14 protein-coding genes are annotated in these 16,742 nt (G+C 76.5%); 4 read left to right on the top strand and 10 right to left on the bottom strand.

Annotation, left to right across the window (positions count from 1 at the left end):
• Positions 1-127: 127 nt before the first annotated feature.
• Together ACIQUR_RS17985 and ACIQUR_RS17980 are read right to left on the bottom strand one after the other, a co-directional pair.
• Positions 128-1,510, bottom strand: a complete 1,383-nt coding sequence (locus ACIQUR_RS17985; RefSeq protein ID WP_403665082.1) for an FAD-dependent oxidoreductase — start codon at positions 1,508-1,510, stop codon at positions 128-130.
• Between the two features lie 59 nt (positions 1,511-1,569).
• Positions 1,570-2,652, bottom strand: a complete 1,083-nt coding sequence (locus ACIQUR_RS17980) for a DUF4349 domain-containing protein (RefSeq protein ID WP_403665080.1) — start codon at positions 2,650-2,652, stop codon at positions 1,570-1,572.
• Positions 2,653-2,776: 124 nt separating this feature from the next.
• On the opposite strand from ACIQUR_RS17980, the gene hemG reads away from it, so the two are divergent.
• Together hemG and hemQ are read left to right on the top strand one after the other, a co-directional pair.
• Positions 2,777-4,267, top strand: a complete 1,491-nt coding sequence (gene hemG, locus ACIQUR_RS17975) for a protoporphyrinogen oxidase (protein ID WP_403665078.1) — start codon at positions 2,777-2,779, stop codon at positions 4,265-4,267.
• Positions 4,268-4,271: 4 nt separating this feature from the next.
• A complete protein-coding gene (gene hemQ, locus ACIQUR_RS17970) occupies positions 4,272-4,985 on the top strand; it encodes a hydrogen peroxide-dependent heme synthase (protein WP_399952393.1) in 714 nt (237 codons plus the stop codon).
• 91 nt (positions 4,986-5,076) lie between these two features.
• Here hemQ and ACIQUR_RS17965 read toward each other — a convergent pair whose 3' ends face one another.
• The 7 genes from ACIQUR_RS17965 to ACIQUR_RS17935 form a co-directional block, all read right to left on the bottom strand.
• Positions 5,077-6,774, bottom strand: a complete 1,698-nt coding sequence (locus tag ACIQUR_RS17965; RefSeq protein ID WP_403665075.1) for an alpha/beta hydrolase — start codon at positions 6,772-6,774, stop codon at positions 5,077-5,079.
• A 96-nt stretch (positions 6,775-6,870) separates the two neighbouring features.
• A complete protein-coding gene (locus ACIQUR_RS17960) occupies positions 6,871-7,713 on the bottom strand; it encodes a TIGR04222 domain-containing membrane protein (protein WP_403665073.1) in 843 nt (280 codons plus the stop codon).
• Between the two features lie 78 nt (positions 7,714-7,791).
• Positions 7,792-8,832, bottom strand: a complete 1,041-nt coding sequence (locus ACIQUR_RS17955) for a TIGR04222 domain-containing membrane protein (protein WP_403665071.1) — start codon at positions 8,830-8,832, stop codon at positions 7,792-7,794.
• Positions 8,829-10,307, bottom strand: coding sequence for a DUF692 domain-containing protein (locus tag ACIQUR_RS17950; protein WP_403665069.1), 1,479 nt, complete (start codon positions 10,305-10,307; stop codon positions 8,829-8,831). Before ACIQUR_RS17950 ends, ACIQUR_RS17955 begins: the two co-directional genes overlap by 4 nt.
• A gap of 196 nt (positions 10,308-10,503) precedes the next feature.
• Positions 10,504-11,247, bottom strand: coding sequence for an aminoacyl-tRNA hydrolase (locus tag ACIQUR_RS17945; protein WP_403665067.1), 744 nt, complete (start codon positions 11,245-11,247; stop codon positions 10,504-10,506).
• 45 nt (positions 11,248-11,292) lie between these two features.
• Positions 11,293-12,255 carry a polysaccharide deacetylase family protein gene (locus ACIQUR_RS17940; protein ID WP_403665065.1) on the bottom strand — a complete coding sequence of 321 codons (963 nt, stop codon included), beginning with the start codon at positions 12,253-12,255 and terminating at the stop codon, positions 11,293-11,295.
• 17 nt (positions 12,256-12,272) lie between these two features.
• Positions 12,273-13,103: a PPK2 family polyphosphate kinase gene (locus ACIQUR_RS17935; protein ID WP_403665063.1), complete on the bottom strand. Its 831-nt coding sequence runs from the start codon at positions 13,101-13,103 to the stop codon at positions 12,273-12,275.
• Between the two features lie 400 nt (positions 13,104-13,503).
• Between ACIQUR_RS17935 and ACIQUR_RS17930 the strand changes: the two genes are divergently transcribed.
• Both ACIQUR_RS17930 and ACIQUR_RS17925 read left to right on the top strand, forming a co-directional pair.
• The gene (locus tag ACIQUR_RS17930) at positions 13,504-14,079 is read left to right on the top strand and encodes a hypothetical protein (protein WP_403665552.1); all 576 of its coding nucleotides are present in this window, start codon (positions 13,504-13,506) and stop codon (positions 14,077-14,079) included.
• Positions 14,076-15,092 carry a nucleotidyl transferase AbiEii/AbiGii toxin family protein gene (locus ACIQUR_RS17925; RefSeq protein ID WP_403665061.1) on the top strand — a complete coding sequence of 339 codons (1,017 nt, stop codon included), beginning with the start codon at positions 14,076-14,078 and terminating at the stop codon, positions 15,090-15,092. Before ACIQUR_RS17930 ends, ACIQUR_RS17925 begins: the two co-directional genes overlap by 4 nt.
• Before the next feature lie 74 nt (positions 15,093-15,166).
• On the opposite strand, the gene ACIQUR_RS17920 is transcribed toward ACIQUR_RS17925, so the two are convergent.
• The gene (locus ACIQUR_RS17920; RefSeq protein ID WP_403665059.1) at positions 15,167-16,579 is read right to left on the bottom strand and encodes an alkaline phosphatase PhoX; all 1,413 of its coding nucleotides are present in this window, start codon (positions 16,577-16,579) and stop codon (positions 15,167-15,169) included.
• Positions 16,580-16,742: the final 163 nt, after the last annotated feature.

Here is a 16,742-nt window from a genome sequence, read left to right as displayed (position 1 = left end):
GGCGCCCCCCCCCCCCCGCCCCCCGCCCCCCTCCCCCGGGGGGTGCACCCCGCCCACCCCCGCCCGCCGCGACCGCCCCCCGGCGGGGGGCGGCGGGGCCCCGCCCCGGGCGCCACCCCGCGCGCGGTCACACCCCCGCTGCGCGGACCGCGTGGACGGCCTTGCGGGCCGCCACCAGAACCGGGTCCCATACCGGGGAGAACGGGGGTGCGTAGCCGAGGTCCAGGGCCACCACCTGTTCCACCGTCATGCCCGCCGTGAGGGCCACGGCCGCGATGTCCACCCGCTTCGCCGAGCCCGGGCCGCCGACGATCTGGACGCCCAGCAGCCGGCCCGTACGCCGCTCCGCGAGCATCTTCACGGTCATCTCGGTCGCGCCCGGGTAGTACCCGGCGGTGTTCGTCGACGTGATCGTCGCCGTCACGAACCGCAGGCCCACGGCCAGGGCGTCCTTCTCCCGCAGACCGGTGCGGGCGATCTCCAGGTCGCAGACCTTGCTGACAGCCGTGCCGACCACGCCCGGGAACGTCGCGTAGCCGCCGCCCACGCCCGAGCCGATCACCTGGCCGTGCTTGTTGGCGTGCGTGCCCAGCGGGATGTGCCGGTTCCGGCCCGAGACCAGGTCGAGCACCTCGACGCAGTCGCCGCCCGCCCAGACGTCCTCGTGGCCGCGCACCCGCATCGACAGGTCGGTCAGCAGGCCGCCCGAGTCGCCCAGCGGCAGCCCGGCCGCCCGGGCCAGCTCCGTGCGCGGCTCCACGCCGATGCCCAGCACCACCACGTCCGCCGGGTACTCCGTGCCGTCGGCGGTGGCCACCGCCCTGACCCGGCCGTCCCCGTCCGTGAGGATCTTCGTGACCTCGGCGCGCGCGACCGTGGCGATGCCCATGCCGTTCATCGCCCGGTGCACCAGGCCGCCCATGTCCGGGTCGAGCGTGGCCATCGGCTGGGCGCCCCGGTGCAGGACCGTCACCTCGAAGCCCCGCCCGGTCAGCGCCTCCGCCATCTCGACGCCGATGTAGCCGGCCCCGACCACCACGGCCCGCCGCCCGGCGGTGGCGGACAGGGTGTCCAGCAGCGCCTGGCCGTCCTCCAGCGTCTGCACGCCGTGCACGCCGGGCGCGTCGATGCCCGGCAGCGGGGGCCGCAGCGGGCGCGCCCCGGTGGCCAGCACCAGCTTGTCCCAGCCGGTCCACGACTCCTCGCCGGTCTCCAGGTCCCGGGCCCGCACCCGCCGGCCGGCCAGGTCCAGCGCGGTGACCTCGGTCCTGGTCCGCAGGTCGATGCCCCGGGCCCGGTGCTCCTCCGGCGTACGCGCGACCAGCTCGTCCCGCCCGGAGACGGCGCCGCCGATCCAGTACGGGATGCCGCACGCCGAGTACGAGGTGAACGGCGACCGCTCGAACGCGACGATCTCCAGGTCGTCCGGGCCGCGGAGCCTTCGGGCCTGGGACGCGGCGGACATGCCCGCCGCGTCGCCCCCTACGACCACCAGTCGTTCCGCCGCCATCGCCCGCTCCCGTCCTCGTCCGCCGGTGTCCTGCGAACACGCTACGGGCGCGGGCGCGTTCAGTCCTGTCCGGGGCGCGCCGGATCCGTCACCTCCGGGGCGCCGTCGGCCGCGGCACGCGCCGCCGGCACGTCCGCCGCGACCGCCCCGCCCGGGCCGGCAGCGGACCCCGGCAGCGCGGTCGGCCCGTCCGGCGCCGCCGGGCGGACCCGGCGCGCGGTGCGCCGTACCGCCGTCACCGCCAGCGCCACCACGCCCGCGGCCAGCAGGAACGGCAGCGCCGCGCCGAGCACCAGCGCGATCCAGCGCAGCACCGCGAGGAAGGCGTCCCAGCCGCCGGACAAGGCGTCCAGGAAGCCGGGCTCGTCCTCCTCCCCGCCCGCGTGCCGCGCCTGCGGCTCCGTCAGCTCCAGCGTGATGGTGGCGAGCGAGGTCTGGTCCTTGAGGGCGTCCCGCTGCGCCAGCAGCGACTCCAGCTCCGCCTGACGGCGGCTCAGTTCGCCCTCCAGCATGACCACGTCGCTCAGCTCGCCGGCCCGGTCCATCATCGCCCGTACCCGCGCCACGCTCGCCTGCTGCGACTTCACCCGGCTCTCGACGTCCACCACCTGCTGGGTCACGTCCTGCGCCGACACCTTGCGGCTGAGCAGCCTCCCGCCGCCCTCCAGCGAGCCGAGCACGCCGTCGAACCGCTCGGCCGGCACCCGCAGCGTCACCTCGGAGACCAGCGCGGAACCGCCGTCCCCGTACTCGTCGCGCCGGGTGGTCTCGTTGCCCACGTAGCCGCCCGCGGCCACGGTGGCCGCGCGGGCCGACGCCAGGGCCCTGGCCGCGTCCTTCACCTGCACCGACAGCTGGGCGGTACGGATGATCTGGGGGCGCACCACGGGCGACTTCGGCCCCTTCGCGGCCGCACCGCTCGCCGCACCGCCGGTGCCCGCCTTGCCGTCGGCGCCGGGCGCGACCGCCCCCGGAGCCGCCTCCCGCCGCGCGCCGTCGGACAGGTCCGCGCTCTTGGAGGCGCCGCCCATGCCGTCCGGGCCCCCGCAGCCGGTGAGCGCGAGCGCCCCCGACAGGGACAGGGCCGCCAGAGCAAGGGCGGTACGTCGTCGTGCGGTCGCGGCTGCGCGCATCTTGGCCATCCCCGAGGTCGTGGTCCGTCGTTCTGCACCGGTTCGACGTGGCGACCCCCGTCCCGGGTTGCCGCCGGGCGGTCCCGAACCGGTCACGGTCCGGCCTCGGTAAGGGAAATGAGACGATGACCCCATGCGAGAAGCGGACACGCGTACGGGACGAAGCGGGACGGAAGGCCGGGAGCCGGACCGGCCGCGCCGCGTCGTCGTCATCGGCGGCGGCATCTCCGGCCTGGCCGCGGCCCACCGCCTCACCGGCGAGGGCGTCCAGGTGACCCTCCTGGAGGCCGGGGACCGCCTCGGCGGGAAGCTGTACGCGGGCGAGCTCGCCGGCGCCCCCGTCGACCTGGGCGCCGAGTCCCTGCTCGCCCGCCGCCCCGAAGCGGTGGAACTGGCCCGTGCCGTGGGCCTCGGCGACGCCCTCCAGCCGCCCGCCACCGCCAGTGCCGCCCTGTGGATCCGCGGCACGCTGCTGCCCATGCCCCGCGGCCACGTCATGGGCGCCACCGCCGACGTCGCCCTGCTGCGCGCTGCCGGCCTGCTCTCCGAGGCGGGCCTCGCCCGGGTGGCCCAGGACGCCGAACTGCCCCCGACCGAGGTCGGCGAGGACATCGGCGTCGGCGAGTACGTCGCCGCCCGCGCCGGCCGCGAGCTCGTCGACCGGCTCGTCGAACCGCTGCTCGGCGGCGTCTACGCGGGCGACGCCTACCGCGTCTCGCTGCGCGCCGCCGTCCCCACGCTGTACCAGGCAGCCCGCACCCACCGCACGCTCGCCGAGAGCGTCCGCGCCGTCCAGGCCGACGCCGCCGCCACCACGACCCTGATCGGCGCGGCCGCCACCGGCCCGGTCTTCCAGGGTCTCGCCGGCGGCGTCGGCCGCCTCCCGCTCGCCGTGGCCGACGCCCTGCGCGCCGCCGGCGCCGACGTGCGCACCGGCACCCCCGTCTCCGCCCTGGACCGGCTCCCCGACGGCTGGCGCGTGACCACCGCCGGCGGCGCGGCGCTGACCGCCGACGCCGTGGTGCTGGCCGTGCCCGCCGGGCCGGCCGCCCGGCTGCTGCGCACCGCGGCTCCGGCGGCCGCCGGGGAGCTGGACGCCGTCGAGTACGCCTCCATGGCCCTGGTCACCCTGGCCTTCCGCCGCACCGAGCTGCCCCCCGCCGTCACCGGCAGCGGCTTCCTCGTCCCGCACACCGAGGGCCGCACCATCAAGGCCTCCACCTTCAGCAGCAACAAGTGGGCCTGGTCCGCCGAGGCCGGCCCCGGGCTGTTCCTGCTCCGCACCTCCGTCGGCCGGCACGGCGACGAGGCCGACCTGAAGCGGGACGACGCCGAACTGGTCGACGCCTCGCTGGCCGACCTCGGCGCCGCCGTGGGCCTGGCCGCCCGCCCGGTGGCCTCCACCGTCACCCGCTGGGACGGCGGACTGCCGCAGTACCCGGTCGGGCACCTCGCCCGGGTGGCCCGGATCCGGGCCGCCGTGGCCGCCGTACCGGGCCTCGCCGTGTGCGGCGCGGCGTACGACGGAGTGGGCGTCCCGGCCTGCATCGCCAGCGCCGGCTCGGCCGTCGATGCGATCATGGGCACCCTGACGCAGAGCACGGATCAGGACGCGGGACAATAGGCGCATGACTGCACCAGAGAAGATCCCCAACGCGGGGAAGAAGGCCAAGGACCTCAACGAGGTCATTCGCTACACCCTGTGGTCCGTCTTCAAGCTCAAGGACGTGCTCCCGACGGACCGCGCCGGCTACGCCGACGAGGTGCAGGAGCTGTTCGACCAGCTGGCCGCCAAGGACATCACCGTCCGGGGCACCTACGACGTCTCCGGCCTGCGCGCCGACGCGGACGTCATGATCTGGTGGCACGCCGAGACCGCGGACGAGCTGCAGACCGCCTACAACCTCTTCCGCCGCACGAAGCTCGGCCGCGCGCTGGAGCCGGTGTGGTCGAACATGGCGCTGCACCGCCCGGCCGAGTTCAACAAGTCGCACATCCCGGCCTTCCTGGCCGACGAGGTCGCCCGCGACTACGTCAGCGTCTACCCGTTCGTGCGCTCGTACGACTGGTACCTGCTGCCCGACGAGGACCGCCGCCGCATGCTCGCCGACCACGGCAAGATGGCCCGCGGCTTCCCGGACGTGCGCGCCAACACCGTCGCCTCCTTCTCCCTCGGCGACTACGAGTGGCTGCTGGCCTTCGAGGCCGACGAGCTGTACCGGATCGTGGACCTCATGCGCCACCTGCGCGCCTCCGAGGCCCGCATGCACGTCCGTGAAGAGGTGCCCTTCTTCACCGGGCGCCGCAAGTCCGTGGCCGACCTGGTCGACGGACTCGCCTGACCTCCCCAGGGGGGATGGGCCGGAGGATGACTGCCTCCGGCGGATCGGGGGGACCGCCCCCGAAACGACGCAGCCGGACCCGCCCGGAAGTTCAGACGGCCGGCGGCAGCACGCCCCTCGGGGCGCCTGCCGCCCGGTCGTCCAGCGACACCGGTGCGGGCTCCGGATGCGGCGCACAGGCCACCCGCCGGCCCGGGATCCGGCCCGTCAGCAGGTACCGCTCGACGTGGCGGTCCACACAGCCGTTCCGGCCGCCCACCACGCCGTGCGAGCCGGCGCCCCGCTCGGTCACCAGGGCCGCGCCGGACAGCCGCCGCTGGAGCTCCAGCGCCCCCGCGTACGGGGTCGCCGCGTCCCGCTCCGCCGCCACCACCAGCGTGTGCGGCAGCGCCCCCGGCCGGGCGCGCACCTCCGTCACCGGCTGCCGGGGCGCGGGCCAGGAGGCGCAGGGCAGGTTCACCCACACGTTCGGCCAGGTCTCGAACGGGGCCCTGCGGGCCAGCGCGGTGGCGTCCCGGTCCCAGGTCCGCCAGCCGGCCGGCCAGGGTGCGTCGTTGCACAGCACCGCCGTGTAGACGGCCGTGGCGTTCTCGTCCGCGGCCGCCGTCGCCGGGCTCGGCGCCGCCTGCTCGGTCAGCGGACCGGCGTCACCGCGCAGGAAGGCGGCCAGTGCCGCCGCCCGTGCCGGCCACAGGTCGTCGTAGTACGCCGTCTCCAGGTACGCGGCCTGGAGTTCGCCGGTGCCGACCAGGCCGCCCGCCGGCCGCCGGGCCACCGCCGCCCGCACCCGCTCGTAGCTCTCCCCGACCGCCTCGGCCGTGCGGCCCAGCCGGTACGTCCGGTCGTGCCGGGCCACCCAGGTGCGGAAGTCCCGCCAGCGCGCCTCGAAGGCCAGCGACTGGTCGAGGTTGTTGCGGTACCAGATGCGCCGCGGATCGGGGTTGACCGCCGAGTCGAAGACCATCCGCCGTACGTACGAGGGGTGCAGGGACGCGTAGACGGCGCCGAGGTACGTGCCGTACGAGGCCCCGAGGAAGTTCAGCTTCCGCTCGCCCAGCGCGGCCCGCAGCACGTGCAGGTCCCGCGCGTTGGCGAGGGTGGAGTAGTGCCGCAGCGCCGGGCCGGCGGACCGGGCGCAGCCGAGCGCGTAGGCGCGGGCGGCCGTGCGGCGGGCCGTCTTGTACGCGGCGGTGGGGACGGCCGGGGCCTGGGTGGGGGAGCGGGCGAACGCCGCGGGGTCCTGGCAGGTCAGCGGTGCCGAGCGGCCCACCCCGCGGGGGGCGTACCCGACGAAGTCGTAGGCGGCGGCGATCGGCCGCCACCCGGGCAGCTCCGCGAGGAGCGGGAAGTGCATGCCGGAGCCGCCGGGCCCGCCCGGGTTGTGGACCAGGGCGCCCTGGCGGGCGGCGGGCGGGCCGGCGGCCCGGATCCGGCTCACCGTGAGGCTGACCGACGGCCCGTCGGGGTGCGCGTAGTCGAGCGGGACCCGCAGCAGCGCGCAGCGGACCCGGTCGGGCAGGTCTTCGACGGCCGGGCAGCGGCCGAAGGAGAGGCCGGCCGCGGCGGCGCGGCGGGCGGCGAGCGCGGCACCGGCGGCCTCGGGGGAGGTGCCGGAGGCCGCTTGCGGCGGAAGACCGGCGGCGGTGCGGACCTCGGGCGCCGCGGCGGGGGCGGGGTGCGCCGGGGCGGCGTGGGCCGGGGGAGCCGCGGCGAGGGCCGGCGGCGCCGGGGCGGCGAGGGTCAGGGAGAGCACCGCGGCGGCCGCCGCGTACCGGACGGGTTCCCGCATCGGCAGCCCTTTCTCATCCCGTCGGACGATCCGTCAGACGATGTGATGATTCGTCCGGTGGTGGGTGAAGTAAAGGACGCGGCGCGGGTGTCGGGCTCAATGACCCCGATGCGCCGCCCCCTCTCCCCGTCCGCCCGACAGCGCCGCCCTCAGGTCCGGGTCGCGCACCGCAGACAGGCCCCGTACCGCCACCGCCGTCAGGTAGCCCCGCTCGTCCTCCCGCCTCCGGTCCCGGTCCAGCTCCGCCAGCAGCCGCTGTCCGGCCGGCGAGGCCCAGGGCGTGTACGGGTGGGCCTCGAAGCGGGCGATCCCGAGACAGCTGACGGTCAGCACCAGCGGCAGCGCGAACCACCACACGACCAGCACCTGGTCCGCGCCCGGCGCCGGCATCAGCACCGCCGCCGCGCCCAGCGCCAGGATCAGCAGGGTGGCCCCCTGCACCTGGCGCACCGCCTCCGCCACCCCGAGCCGGGCCGCCTCCGGCACCGCCAGGCCGGCCCGGCCCAGCCGCTCCCCGAGGGCCCGTACCGGCGGAGCGCCCGCGGCGGCGCTCCGGACCGCCGCCACCGGCGACCTGCCGTCCGGCCCGAACGCCCCCAGCACCGACCGCTCCACCTCGTCCCCGCCCACCGGGTCGACCACGGTGGCCCAGCCGGTACGGGCCAGCAGCAGCCGCCGCCGGCCGTGCAGGGCCAGCAGCGCCAGCACGGCCACCCGCTGCGGGCCGCCGGCCAGGTAGGCGGCCTCGTACAGGCTCAGCCGGCCGGCGCCGGAGCCGTCGTGACCGGCGCCCGGGCCGTCGTCGTACGGGCCGGTGCGGTCCGGCCCGCCGGACGACCCGTCGCCCGGGCCGGCGGCCTCGGTCGCGGCCCTGACCAGACGGGCGCACGACACCAGCGCTCCGGCCCAGGCGAGCAGCAGGAAGAGGACCCAGAACATGGCGGCCGTTCTACCCGCCCCCGCACCCGGTCGTGCGGCCCCGGCCGAAGGTGTGAGCCGCTCGTGACGGACCCGTGATCAGGAACTGCTGCTTCCGCAGCTCGAACCGGAAGAACTGCCACAACTGGAGCCGGACGACGAGCAGCTGGACCCCGACGACCCGCAACTCGACCCCGACGAACCGCAGCCGGACCCCGAGGAACCGCAACTCGACCCGGACGCCCCGCAGGAGGTGCCCCAGCCGCCGGAGTCGCCCGTGGAGCACCACACCATCACGGCCTCCGTGCCCGAACCGCAGGAGGACGGGTGCGGGTGCCGGGACCCTCCGCCGGCCCGCCCCCGCCGGCCGCCCCGCGCGACGGCGCCCACCGGCTGGAGCAGCTGGGCGCGCAGCAGCGGGTCGGGCAGCCGCCGGGGCCCGTTCAGCGCCACCAGCACCTGCGGGTCGGTGGCCGCGACGTTGGCCACGGTGAAGGCCCGCAGCGCCGCCGCGCCCGCGGCGGTGATCCGCGGCGCCGCCTTCACCCGCAGGAACGCGCCCGCCACGAACCCGAGGAACAGGGCGGGGGCGGCCAGCACGAAGAACGGCACGTCGAACTCGTACTCGTACGGGTCGGTCGTGGACGCCCACTGGGCCACCGTCACGAAGAAGGCCACCGGCATCATGAACAGGCACACCAGGGTGTGCGCGAGCGCCCAGCGCTTGAGCGCCTCGCCCTCGCCCGGCGCCGACAGCAGCCCCCGTGCGGCGAGGGCGTCGCCGGTCTCCTGGACGGCGGGGTCGCGTACGGCGGTCAGCCGCAGCCACTGCAACGCCCCGCTCGGCGCCGACCGGTGGGCGGCCAGCACGGCCCGCTCGACCGGGTCGGCGGCGCGCGCCCCCGAGCGGACCTGGACGATGCCGGGACCGCCGATCATCATGCGGCCGTCGTAGCAGAGGCCGACGAGGGCGGTGTCGACCACCCGGCGGGGCCCGCCGGCCAGGAACGCGACCTCGGTGAGGTCGTGCAGCACGGCCGGGCCGGCGCCGGCGCTGCCGCGGCGGCGCCGGACGGCGAGGGCCAGGGCGGTGGTGGAGCCGATCACGGCGACCCACACGAGGACGGCGAGGACGTTCACGAGACTCTCCCCCCTGCCGGACGCCGGGGCGCGAGGCGGTGGACGATGCGGGTCAGACGGCCGGGCGGCTTCGCCCCGGTGCGGTCGCGCCACCACCGGGTCAGCTCCCGCCGGGCCCGGTCGTCGGCCGGGGTGCCGGCGGCCAGCAGGTGTTCGGCGAAGTCGAGCGCGTCGCGGCGGTAGCCGCCGGCCATCGGGCGGGTCCTGGCGTACCCGAGGAACGCCCTGCGGTACGGGACCTCCCCGAGGATCCGGGGGAGTTCCGGGGCCACCCTGGCGACCACCCCGGCCCGCTTGCCGGCCAGCGCCCGCGCCTGGACGCGCATCCGGGCCGCGTCGAACCCCTCGGGCACCGGGGTGCCGGCCACCAGCGCGGACAGCACGGCGGTCTGCGCCACCGCGAGCCGCTGCCGGGCGGGCCCGGCATCCGTCGCCCCGGCCGCGGGGCGGCCGGTCCCGGCGACCGCACCGGTCCCGGCCACCTCACCAGCGGCGGCCACCCCACCGGCACCGGCGACCGCACCGGCGGCGGCCACCCCACCGGTCCCGGCCACCGCACCGGCGGCGACCGTGGCTGCGGCCCCGGGCGCGTCCTGCCCGGCCGGGAGCCCCGTACCGGACCGGCCGGCCGGGGAGAGGGCGCGCGGGCGGGACAGGACGCCGCGGATCGCGGCGACCTCGGACGCCAGCTCGGCCTCCGGCGGGAAGTCGTCGTCCCGCTCCAGCAGCACGCCCGGCGGGTCCACCCGCTCCCGCAGCCGGCCCAGCAGGTCCAGCACCGCCTCCGGCACGGGGTGCGCGTGGGTGTCGTGCCACACGCCGTCCCGCTCGACGCCCCCCGCGACGTGCACGTACGCCAGCGCGTCCAGCGGCAGCGCGTCCAGCACCGCCAGGGGGTCCTCGCCGCGGTTGACGTGGTTGGTGTGCAGGTTGGCGACGTCGACCAGCAGCCGCACCCCCGTGCGCTCGACCAGCTCGGCCAGGAACTGCCCCTCCGTCAGTTCGTCCTCCGGCCAGGAGAACAGGGCCGCGATGTTCTCCAGCGCCAGCGGCACGGGCAGCGCGTCCTGCGCGATCCGGACGTTCTCGCAGAGCACGTCCAGCGCGTCCCGGGTGCGCGGCACGGGCAGCAGGTGCCCCGCCTCCAGGTGCGGGGAGGCCGTGAGGGCGCCCCCGGCCCGGACGAACGCGATGTGCTCGGTCACCAGCGGGGCGCCCAGCGCCTCCGCCCGCGCGGCCAGGTCGGCCAGCTTCCCGGCGTCGGGCCGCTCCGCGCCGCCCAGGCCGAGCGACACCCCGTGCGGCACGGTCACGATCCCGCGTTCCCGCAGCCGCACCAGCGGCTCCGGCAGGTGGCCCGGGCAGATGTTCTCGGCGACGACCTCGACCCAGTCCAGTTCCGGCAGCCGCTCGATCGCGTCGGCGATCTCCGGCCGCCAGCCGATGCCCGCCCCCAGGCGTGTCATGGGCTTCATGTCCCCCTCCTTCGTCACCGTGGTCCGTGACGCTGTCATGGCCCCGATGCTGCGGCACCAATCCAGGGACGGGGACGTTCAGAGGAACATTTGAGGTTCCTTACTTCGCGCTTATCCGCACGGTGATTCCGGCGGCCGCCCGGCAGACCCCCCAGGGCTCCCCGCGGACCGTGCCACGGGTACCCCGCAGACCGTCCTACGGGCGTCCCGCGCCCGGCAGCGCGGGGTGCTCGGCCACCACCGTGCAGGACCCGGGCGCGATCTCCGTGAACCCGGCGTCCCTGACCACGGGCAGCCCCGAAGCGGTCAGCGCGGCCCAGCGCTCCTCGGGCGCGGTCCGCACGGCCAGCGGGAACCCGGCCTCCCGCCAGGCCCGGCGCTCCGCGCCGTCCAGCGCCCACCAGGCCAGCTGCGCGCCGTGCCCGGCCTGGGCCATCGCCTTGCCCGCGGACATGTCGAGGCCCGGGTTGAGCCACAGCACCGGGGTGCCCGGCGCCGGTGCGGCGGGCGCGGCCGGGTCGTCCAGGTCCGTGCCGGAGACCTGGAGCTTGGCCAGCTCCTTGGGCCAGCCGTCGAGCGGCACCGGCGGGAACACCCGCACCTGTGACCCGCCGCCGTGCACGGTGATGCCCGGCAGGGCCTCCGCCTTGCGCCACTCCGCGCCGCGCGCCCGCCGCACCACCTTGCGGATCCGTGCGTCCTGCCAGTCCCGCACCGCCTGCGCCCACTCGCCCTCGCCGTGCGCCCGCTCGTCGGTGAGCAGCACCAGCACCGCGCGGGCCGCCGTCTCCAGCGCGTCGGTGCGGGCCGGCGGCTCGGCCTTCTCGATGCGGACCACCAGCGGCAGGACGAACTGGGGAGCCTCGTCACGGAAGGAGGCGGGGCGGAAGGGGCTGTCGGCGCCGACCGCCGGGGGCCGGGTGGTGTGCTGGCTGCTCATCCCACCCAGTCTGCCAGGCCGTGCCGCGGGGTCCTCCCGGGCGGGCTACCTGCCGACCAGGTCGGAGACCTTGACGAAGCGGTAGCCGCGGGCGCGCAGCTCCGGCACGATCCGCCGGATCGCGGCCTCGGTGACCGGTGCCGCGCTGCGGGTGCAGTGCATGACCACCACCGAGCCCGGCCGCACGCCGTCGATCACCTGCTCGGCGACCGCCACCGGGTCCTTGGCGAAGGCGTCGCCGCTCACCACGTCCCACTGCACGGCCGTGACGCCGGCGACGGACAGTGCGCGGAGCGCGTCGTCGTCGTAGCAGCCGCCGGGGAAGCGGAAGTACGGGACGGTGTTGCGGGCGCCGGCCCTGCGGAAGGCCTCGAAGGCCCGGTCGACGTCGGCGCGGGCGGCGGCCGTGTCGAGGGCGGGCAGCCCGTAGCACGGCTCCCTGAAGGCGTAGTGGCTGTACGAGTGGTTCGCGATCTCGAAGAGCGGGTCCGTGCCGATCGACCGGGCCTGGTCCGGGTACTCCTCCGCCCACCTGCCGGTCATGAACACCGTCGACGGCACCTTGAGGCGGCGCAGCGTTGCGATCAGGGGCGGGTTGTCGAAGCGCTCGCCGCCGCGGGCGCGCGGGCCCTGGTCGGCCGTCATGTCGGCGTCGAAGGTGAGGGCCACGACCTTGTCGGCGGTGTTCACGGCGCGGGCGAACACCGGGGTCAGGCCGCCCGGCCCCGGGGCCAGGGTCGGTGCCTTGCCGGGGGCGGGGGCCGCGGGGGCCTGGGCCGGGTGCGAACCCGCCGGCCGGGGCGCACCGGAGGCGCCGGCCGAGGCGTGCCCGGGGGAGGGCCGCGCGGGGGCGGCGGCGGACGGGGTGGCCGCGGCGGCGGCCCGGCCGGCCGAGGGGGCCCCGGTGCCGGAGGAACCGGTGCCGGAGGAACCGGTGCCGCCCCCGCATCCCGCGAGGGCGGCACAGAGAGCGGCGACGGCCGCTACTTTTCGTGCGGAAAAGGTCACGCACGCAAAATATATGACTATGTGGCAAGCAGACGCCTGCGGCACTCCTCGACGTCGAAGTCACCCGGGGGATACTCCGGACGCAGCTCCTCCAGGTGCTCCAGCAGCAGTGAGCTGATCGCCCAGTTGCGGTACCACTTGCGGTCCGCCGGTACGAGGTACCAGGGCGCCGCATCCGTACCGCACCGCTCCAGCGCCAGCTCGTACGCCCTCTGGTACGCCGGCCACAGGGCCCGCTCGTCGATGTCGCCCGTGTTGAACTTCCAGTGCTTCTCGGGGTTGTCGAGGCGCTCCAGGAGCCGGGCGCGCTGCTCCTCGTACCCGATGTGCAGGAACACCTTGACCACCGTCACCCCGTCCTCGGCGAGGGTCTCCTCGAAGCGGTTGATCTGGTCGTAGCGGCGCTCCAGCTGGGCGCGCGGCACCAGCTTGCGGACCCGGCCGATGAGCACGTCCTCGTAGTGCGACCGGTCGAAGATGCCGATCTCGCCGGGCCCGGGCAGGGCCCGGGCGATCCGCCACAGGAAGGGGTGGCCGCGCTCCTCCTCGGTCGGCGCCTTGAAGGCCTTGATGCGGCAGCCGGAGGGGTTGAACTGGCCGATCACGTGTTTGACGGTGCCGCCCTTGCCGGAGGTGTCCATGCCCTGGAGGACCAGCAGCAGGCGCCGCCGGTCGCCCGCGGTGCTCGACGCGTACAGCCGTTCCTGGAGTCCGGCCAGCCGCTCGCCGAGCAGCGCGGTGGCGGCGTTCCCGGCGGCCTTGTCCCGGGGGCCGACGGGCGTGCCGGCCGGATCGACGGCGGCCAGCCGCACCGCCTTCCCGGGCCGCAGCCGCAACGCCTCCCGCACGGGCCCGGCGGCCTTGCCGCCCCCGGCCCGCTTACCGTTCCCCGCCGGCTTTCCGCCCCCGGCCCGCCTTCCGCCCCCGGCCCCCTTCCCCGCCGCGGCCCTCCCGCCCGTGCCGCGCTTCCCGCCGGTGTCCTTCTTGCCCACGGCGCACCCCTTCCCGCCACTCGCGTACGGTCCTCCCGATCCGTACGATCCTCCGCCCCGCCGCCCGGAACCGCGAGTCGGCCACGGCAGCGGCCCCGGCGTGATCCGGAGGACAGGGCCCGGGGGCGTCTTGCCGATCATGCCGGGCTCGCTCCGGTCTCCCCGGCCGGGTGAGCCCGCGGACCGTTTCCGCCCCGGCCGGAAACCGGGGTGAGGCGCTCGCGCACCGCGTGCCAGACTCGCCCGGGTGTACGAGATCCACGAGACGCATGTGACGGTCCGCTGCGGGACCGAGGGGGAGCGGGCCCGGCTCGGCGCGTGGGCGGCGGAGCGGGGGCTGAAGGTCACCACCATCGTCCTCGCCCGGGGCCGCATGCCCGTCCAGCCGATGCTGACGCTGCCGGACCGCACGAGCCATCCGGCGGTCGTGGCCGCGCTGCGGGCCGACGGGTTCGAGCCGGTGCGGGTCAAGGTCGAGACGGTGCCGTGGAGCGAGGAGCCCGCGGGCCGGGGCGGCGGCTACCACGAGCACCACCTCAAGCTGGCGCTGCCCGCCCGGTACGACCGTGCCGCGCTCGAAGCGCTCGTCGTCCCGCACGGCGCCCATGTCTCGTGGAACGCCCGCCGGGCGCTGCCGGGTCCGGACGGGTGGCACGAGCGCTTCGTGACCCAGCGGCATCCCGGCCCGGCCGACGCGGCGGGCCGGGCGTGCGGCGCCCTGGTCGCGGCGCTGGCCGCCGCCGGGCACGAAGTGGTGGCACAGGAGCGGGAGTTCGTGCTGTCCGACAGCGATCTGTCGGTGGACGAGGGATGGCTGGAGGAGATCACATGAGCGAGAAGCCGTGGGTGCCGTCGATCCCGGACGGGCCGGACAGCCGTACGGAGCCCCGCTCCGACTACCTGCACCGCAAGAACGACCTGCCGCACACCCTGACCGCAGGCATCGGCGACGCCGCCGCCCGGCACCGGGTCTTCGACCCGGCCCTCAAGCACTTCGACGAGGCGTACCGGCCCGGCGACGGGGTGGTCGAGGACCCCGCGCTGCGGGCGCGCTGGCAGCAGGCCCGCCGGTCGGCGCTCGACCTCGTGCTCGCGGCCGTCGCCGGATCGCCGTGGGCGGACTCCCTCGTGCTGCGCGGCAGCATGCTGATGTCGGCCTGGTTCGGGCCGGCCGCCCGAGCGCCCAAGGACATCGACTTCGTCGTCGTCCCCGACACCTGGCGCATCGAGGAGCCGCGCACCCGCGCCCTGCTCGACGGCATCGCCGAGGCGGCGGAGCGGCTGGCCGAGGAGCGCGGCACGGGCCTGTCCGTCTCGGCGGCCGGCGCCGTGTCCGAGTACATCTGGACGTACGAGCGGGTGCCCGGCCACCGGCTGGTCCTCCCGTGGACCGCTCCGGGCCTCCCGGGCGGTCAGGTCCAGCTCGACTTCGTCTTTCAGGAAAGCCTGCCGACTCCGCCCCGGCCCGCCGAGGTCGCGGGCGTCCGCGTCCTGGCGGCGGACCGTGAACTGTCCCTGGCCTGGAAGCTCATGTGGCTGAGCTGCGACATGTACCCCCAGGCCAAGGACCTCTACGACGCCGTCCTGCTCGCCGAGGCCGAGGAGTGCGCGATGCCGCTCGGCCTCCTGGAGACGGTCCTGCGCGGGGCGGACGAGTGGCCGGGCCACCCGAACGAGCCGCTGAACCTCGGGATGTTCGAGAACGTCCTCCGCCAGGTCGACTGGACCGGCTTCGAGGACCACCGCCCGGACGCGGAATCCTCCCGGGACGCCCTCGGCGCCCGCCTGCCGGCGGCGCTGCGCCCGCTCTTCGAGGCCGCCGCCAGGGGGTGCCTCCCCTTCTGACGCCGCGCGGACGGTTCGCCCGTGGGGCCGCCGGCCCACTCGTCCGGCTCGACACACGATCGACGAGACAGGGCCTACGCCCAGGGGCCGGTGACGGCGAAGGTGGTGCCCGGGTCGTAGCAGTTGACGTACATCGTGGTGCCGTCCGGGGAGAAGGTGACGCCCGAGAACTCGCCGTAGGCCGGCCGCGCCGCGGTGCCGGTGTTCTGGGCGTTGCGGGCCACCGGGAAGACCGTGCCGGCGGGCGTCAGGGCGTACACGTGCTGGGCGCCGTCGCCGTCCTCGCAGACCATGAGCCGGCCGCCCGGGGCCAGGCAGATGTTGTCCGGGGACTCGCCGGGCAGCGCGGTGTCCGTGGCCGGCCCGAAGACCACGACCAGCGTCAGGGAGCGGTGCCCGGGGTCGTAGCGCCACACCTGGCCGGAGTGGTCGGCCGCGGAGCCCTCGCGGCTGCGGGCGAAGCTGGAGACGAAGTGGACGTACCGGCCGGTGCGGTAGCAGCCCTCCAGCTTCTGCGCGTGGGTGATGCCGCGCGGCCCGAAGTCCTGGAGCCGCACCGGCGTCCGGCGGGCCGCCGGGTCGGGCACCGTCACCCACTCCACGCGGTCGAAGCGGGTGCCCGGCTCGGCGACGGCCGACAGGTCGGGCACGCCCGGCACGCGCAGGGCCTGGAGGAGACCGCCGGCGCGCAGCGAGCCGGTGCCGCCGCGGGGGCGGTGGGGGAGGAAGCGGTAGAAGAGGCCGAACGGCTGCTGGAAGGCGTCCTCCGTCTGGTACACGATCCCGGTGTCCGGGTCGACGGCGACGGCCTCGTGCTGGAAGCGGCCGAGTGCGGTCAGCGGGACGGCGCCGGTGCGGTGCGGGTCGGCGGGGTCCACCTCGAAGACGAAGCCGTGGTCCTCCTCGTAGCCGTTGGTGCCGGCCAGGTCCTCGGACTCCTCGCAGGTCAGCCAGGTGCCCCAGGGGGTGGGACCGCCGGAGCAGTTGTACGCGGTGCCGGCGATGCCCACCCGCTCGCCCGTGACGGCGCCGCCGGGGCCGAGGTCCAGCACCGTGCAGCCGCCCCGGCCGCCGCGGTCGTAGACCAGGCCGGGAACGTGCGGGACGGGGTGCTCGGCGGTGGGCTTGTTCTCGTGGTTGCGCACCAGCCGCAGCCCGCCGTCCGGTGCGGCGAAGGCGCCCATGCCGTCGCAGTGGGACGGCACCGGGCCCTGGCCGGAGCGCATCGGGGTGCCGGTGCGGGAGAGGACGGTGTAGCGGAAGCCGGCCGGGAGGTCGAGCAGGCCCCGCGGGTCGGGCAGCAGCGGGCCGTAGCCGGTCTCCGCGAGCGCCGCCGTGCCCGCCGCCTTCGTGGCCCCGGCGCCGGCCGCGCGCGCGGGCGCGCCGTACGGCGCCGCGTCCGGCGCGCTCCCGAGGAGTTCGGCGACGGCCCCGGCGAAGGCGATGGCCCCCGCCCCGGCGAGGATCTGGCGGCGGGTCGCTTCCACGGTGCAACTCCCGGCGGGTGGAGGGGAGGAATGACCCGAAAGTGGTACCACGCGCACGGCGCGCGGCGGTTCACGCGGGCCGTCCCGTCCCGTAAGTCGCCCCGGAAGGGTGGCCGGCCGGACCCGTCGACGGCCGCCGGCCGCCGTCGACGGCGGGCTGCCG

The sequence above is a fragment of the Streptomyces sp. NPDC101132 genome, assembly GCF_044759225.1.
In the GTDB taxonomy this organism is placed as follows: domain Bacteria; phylum Actinomycetota; class Actinomycetes; order Streptomycetales; family Streptomycetaceae; genus Streptomyces.
Note: the sequence above shows the minus strand (reverse complement) of the source record. Positions and strands in the feature narration are given on the sequence as shown.

What these genes read in the sequence shown, in the direction of transcription:
- hemQ (WP_399952393.1), top strand. Translation starts at nt 4,272, where the DNA reads ATGACTGCACCAGAGAAGATCCCCAACGCGGGGAAGAAGGCCAAGGAC.
- ACIQUR_RS17950 (WP_403665069.1), bottom strand. Translation starts at nt 10,307, where the DNA reads ATGAAGCCCATGACACGCCTGGGGGCGGGCATCGGCTGGCGGCCGGAG.
- ACIQUR_RS17985 (WP_403665082.1), bottom strand. Translation starts at nt 1,510, where the DNA reads ATGGCGGCGGAACGACTGGTGGTCGTAGGGGGCGACGCGGCGGGCATG.
- hemG (WP_403665078.1), top strand. Translation starts at nt 2,777, where the DNA reads ATGCGAGAAGCGGACACGCGTACGGGACGAAGCGGGACGGAAGGCCGG.
- ACIQUR_RS17965 (WP_403665075.1), bottom strand. Translation starts at nt 6,774, where the DNA reads ATGCGGGAACCCGTCCGGTACGCGGCGGCCGCCGCGGTGCTCTCCCTG.
- ACIQUR_RS17925 (WP_403665061.1), top strand. Translation starts at nt 14,076, where the DNA reads ATGAGCGAGAAGCCGTGGGTGCCGTCGATCCCGGACGGGCCGGACAGC.
- ACIQUR_RS17980 (WP_403665080.1), bottom strand. Translation starts at nt 2,652, where the DNA reads ATGGCCAAGATGCGCGCAGCCGCGACCGCACGACGACGTACCGCCCTT.
- ACIQUR_RS17945 (WP_403665067.1), bottom strand. Translation starts at nt 11,247, where the DNA reads ATGAGCAGCCAGCACACCACCCGGCCCCCGGCGGTCGGCGCCGACAGC.
- ACIQUR_RS17960 (WP_403665073.1), bottom strand. Translation starts at nt 7,713, where the DNA reads ATGTTCTGGGTCCTCTTCCTGCTGCTCGCCTGGGCCGGAGCGCTGGTG.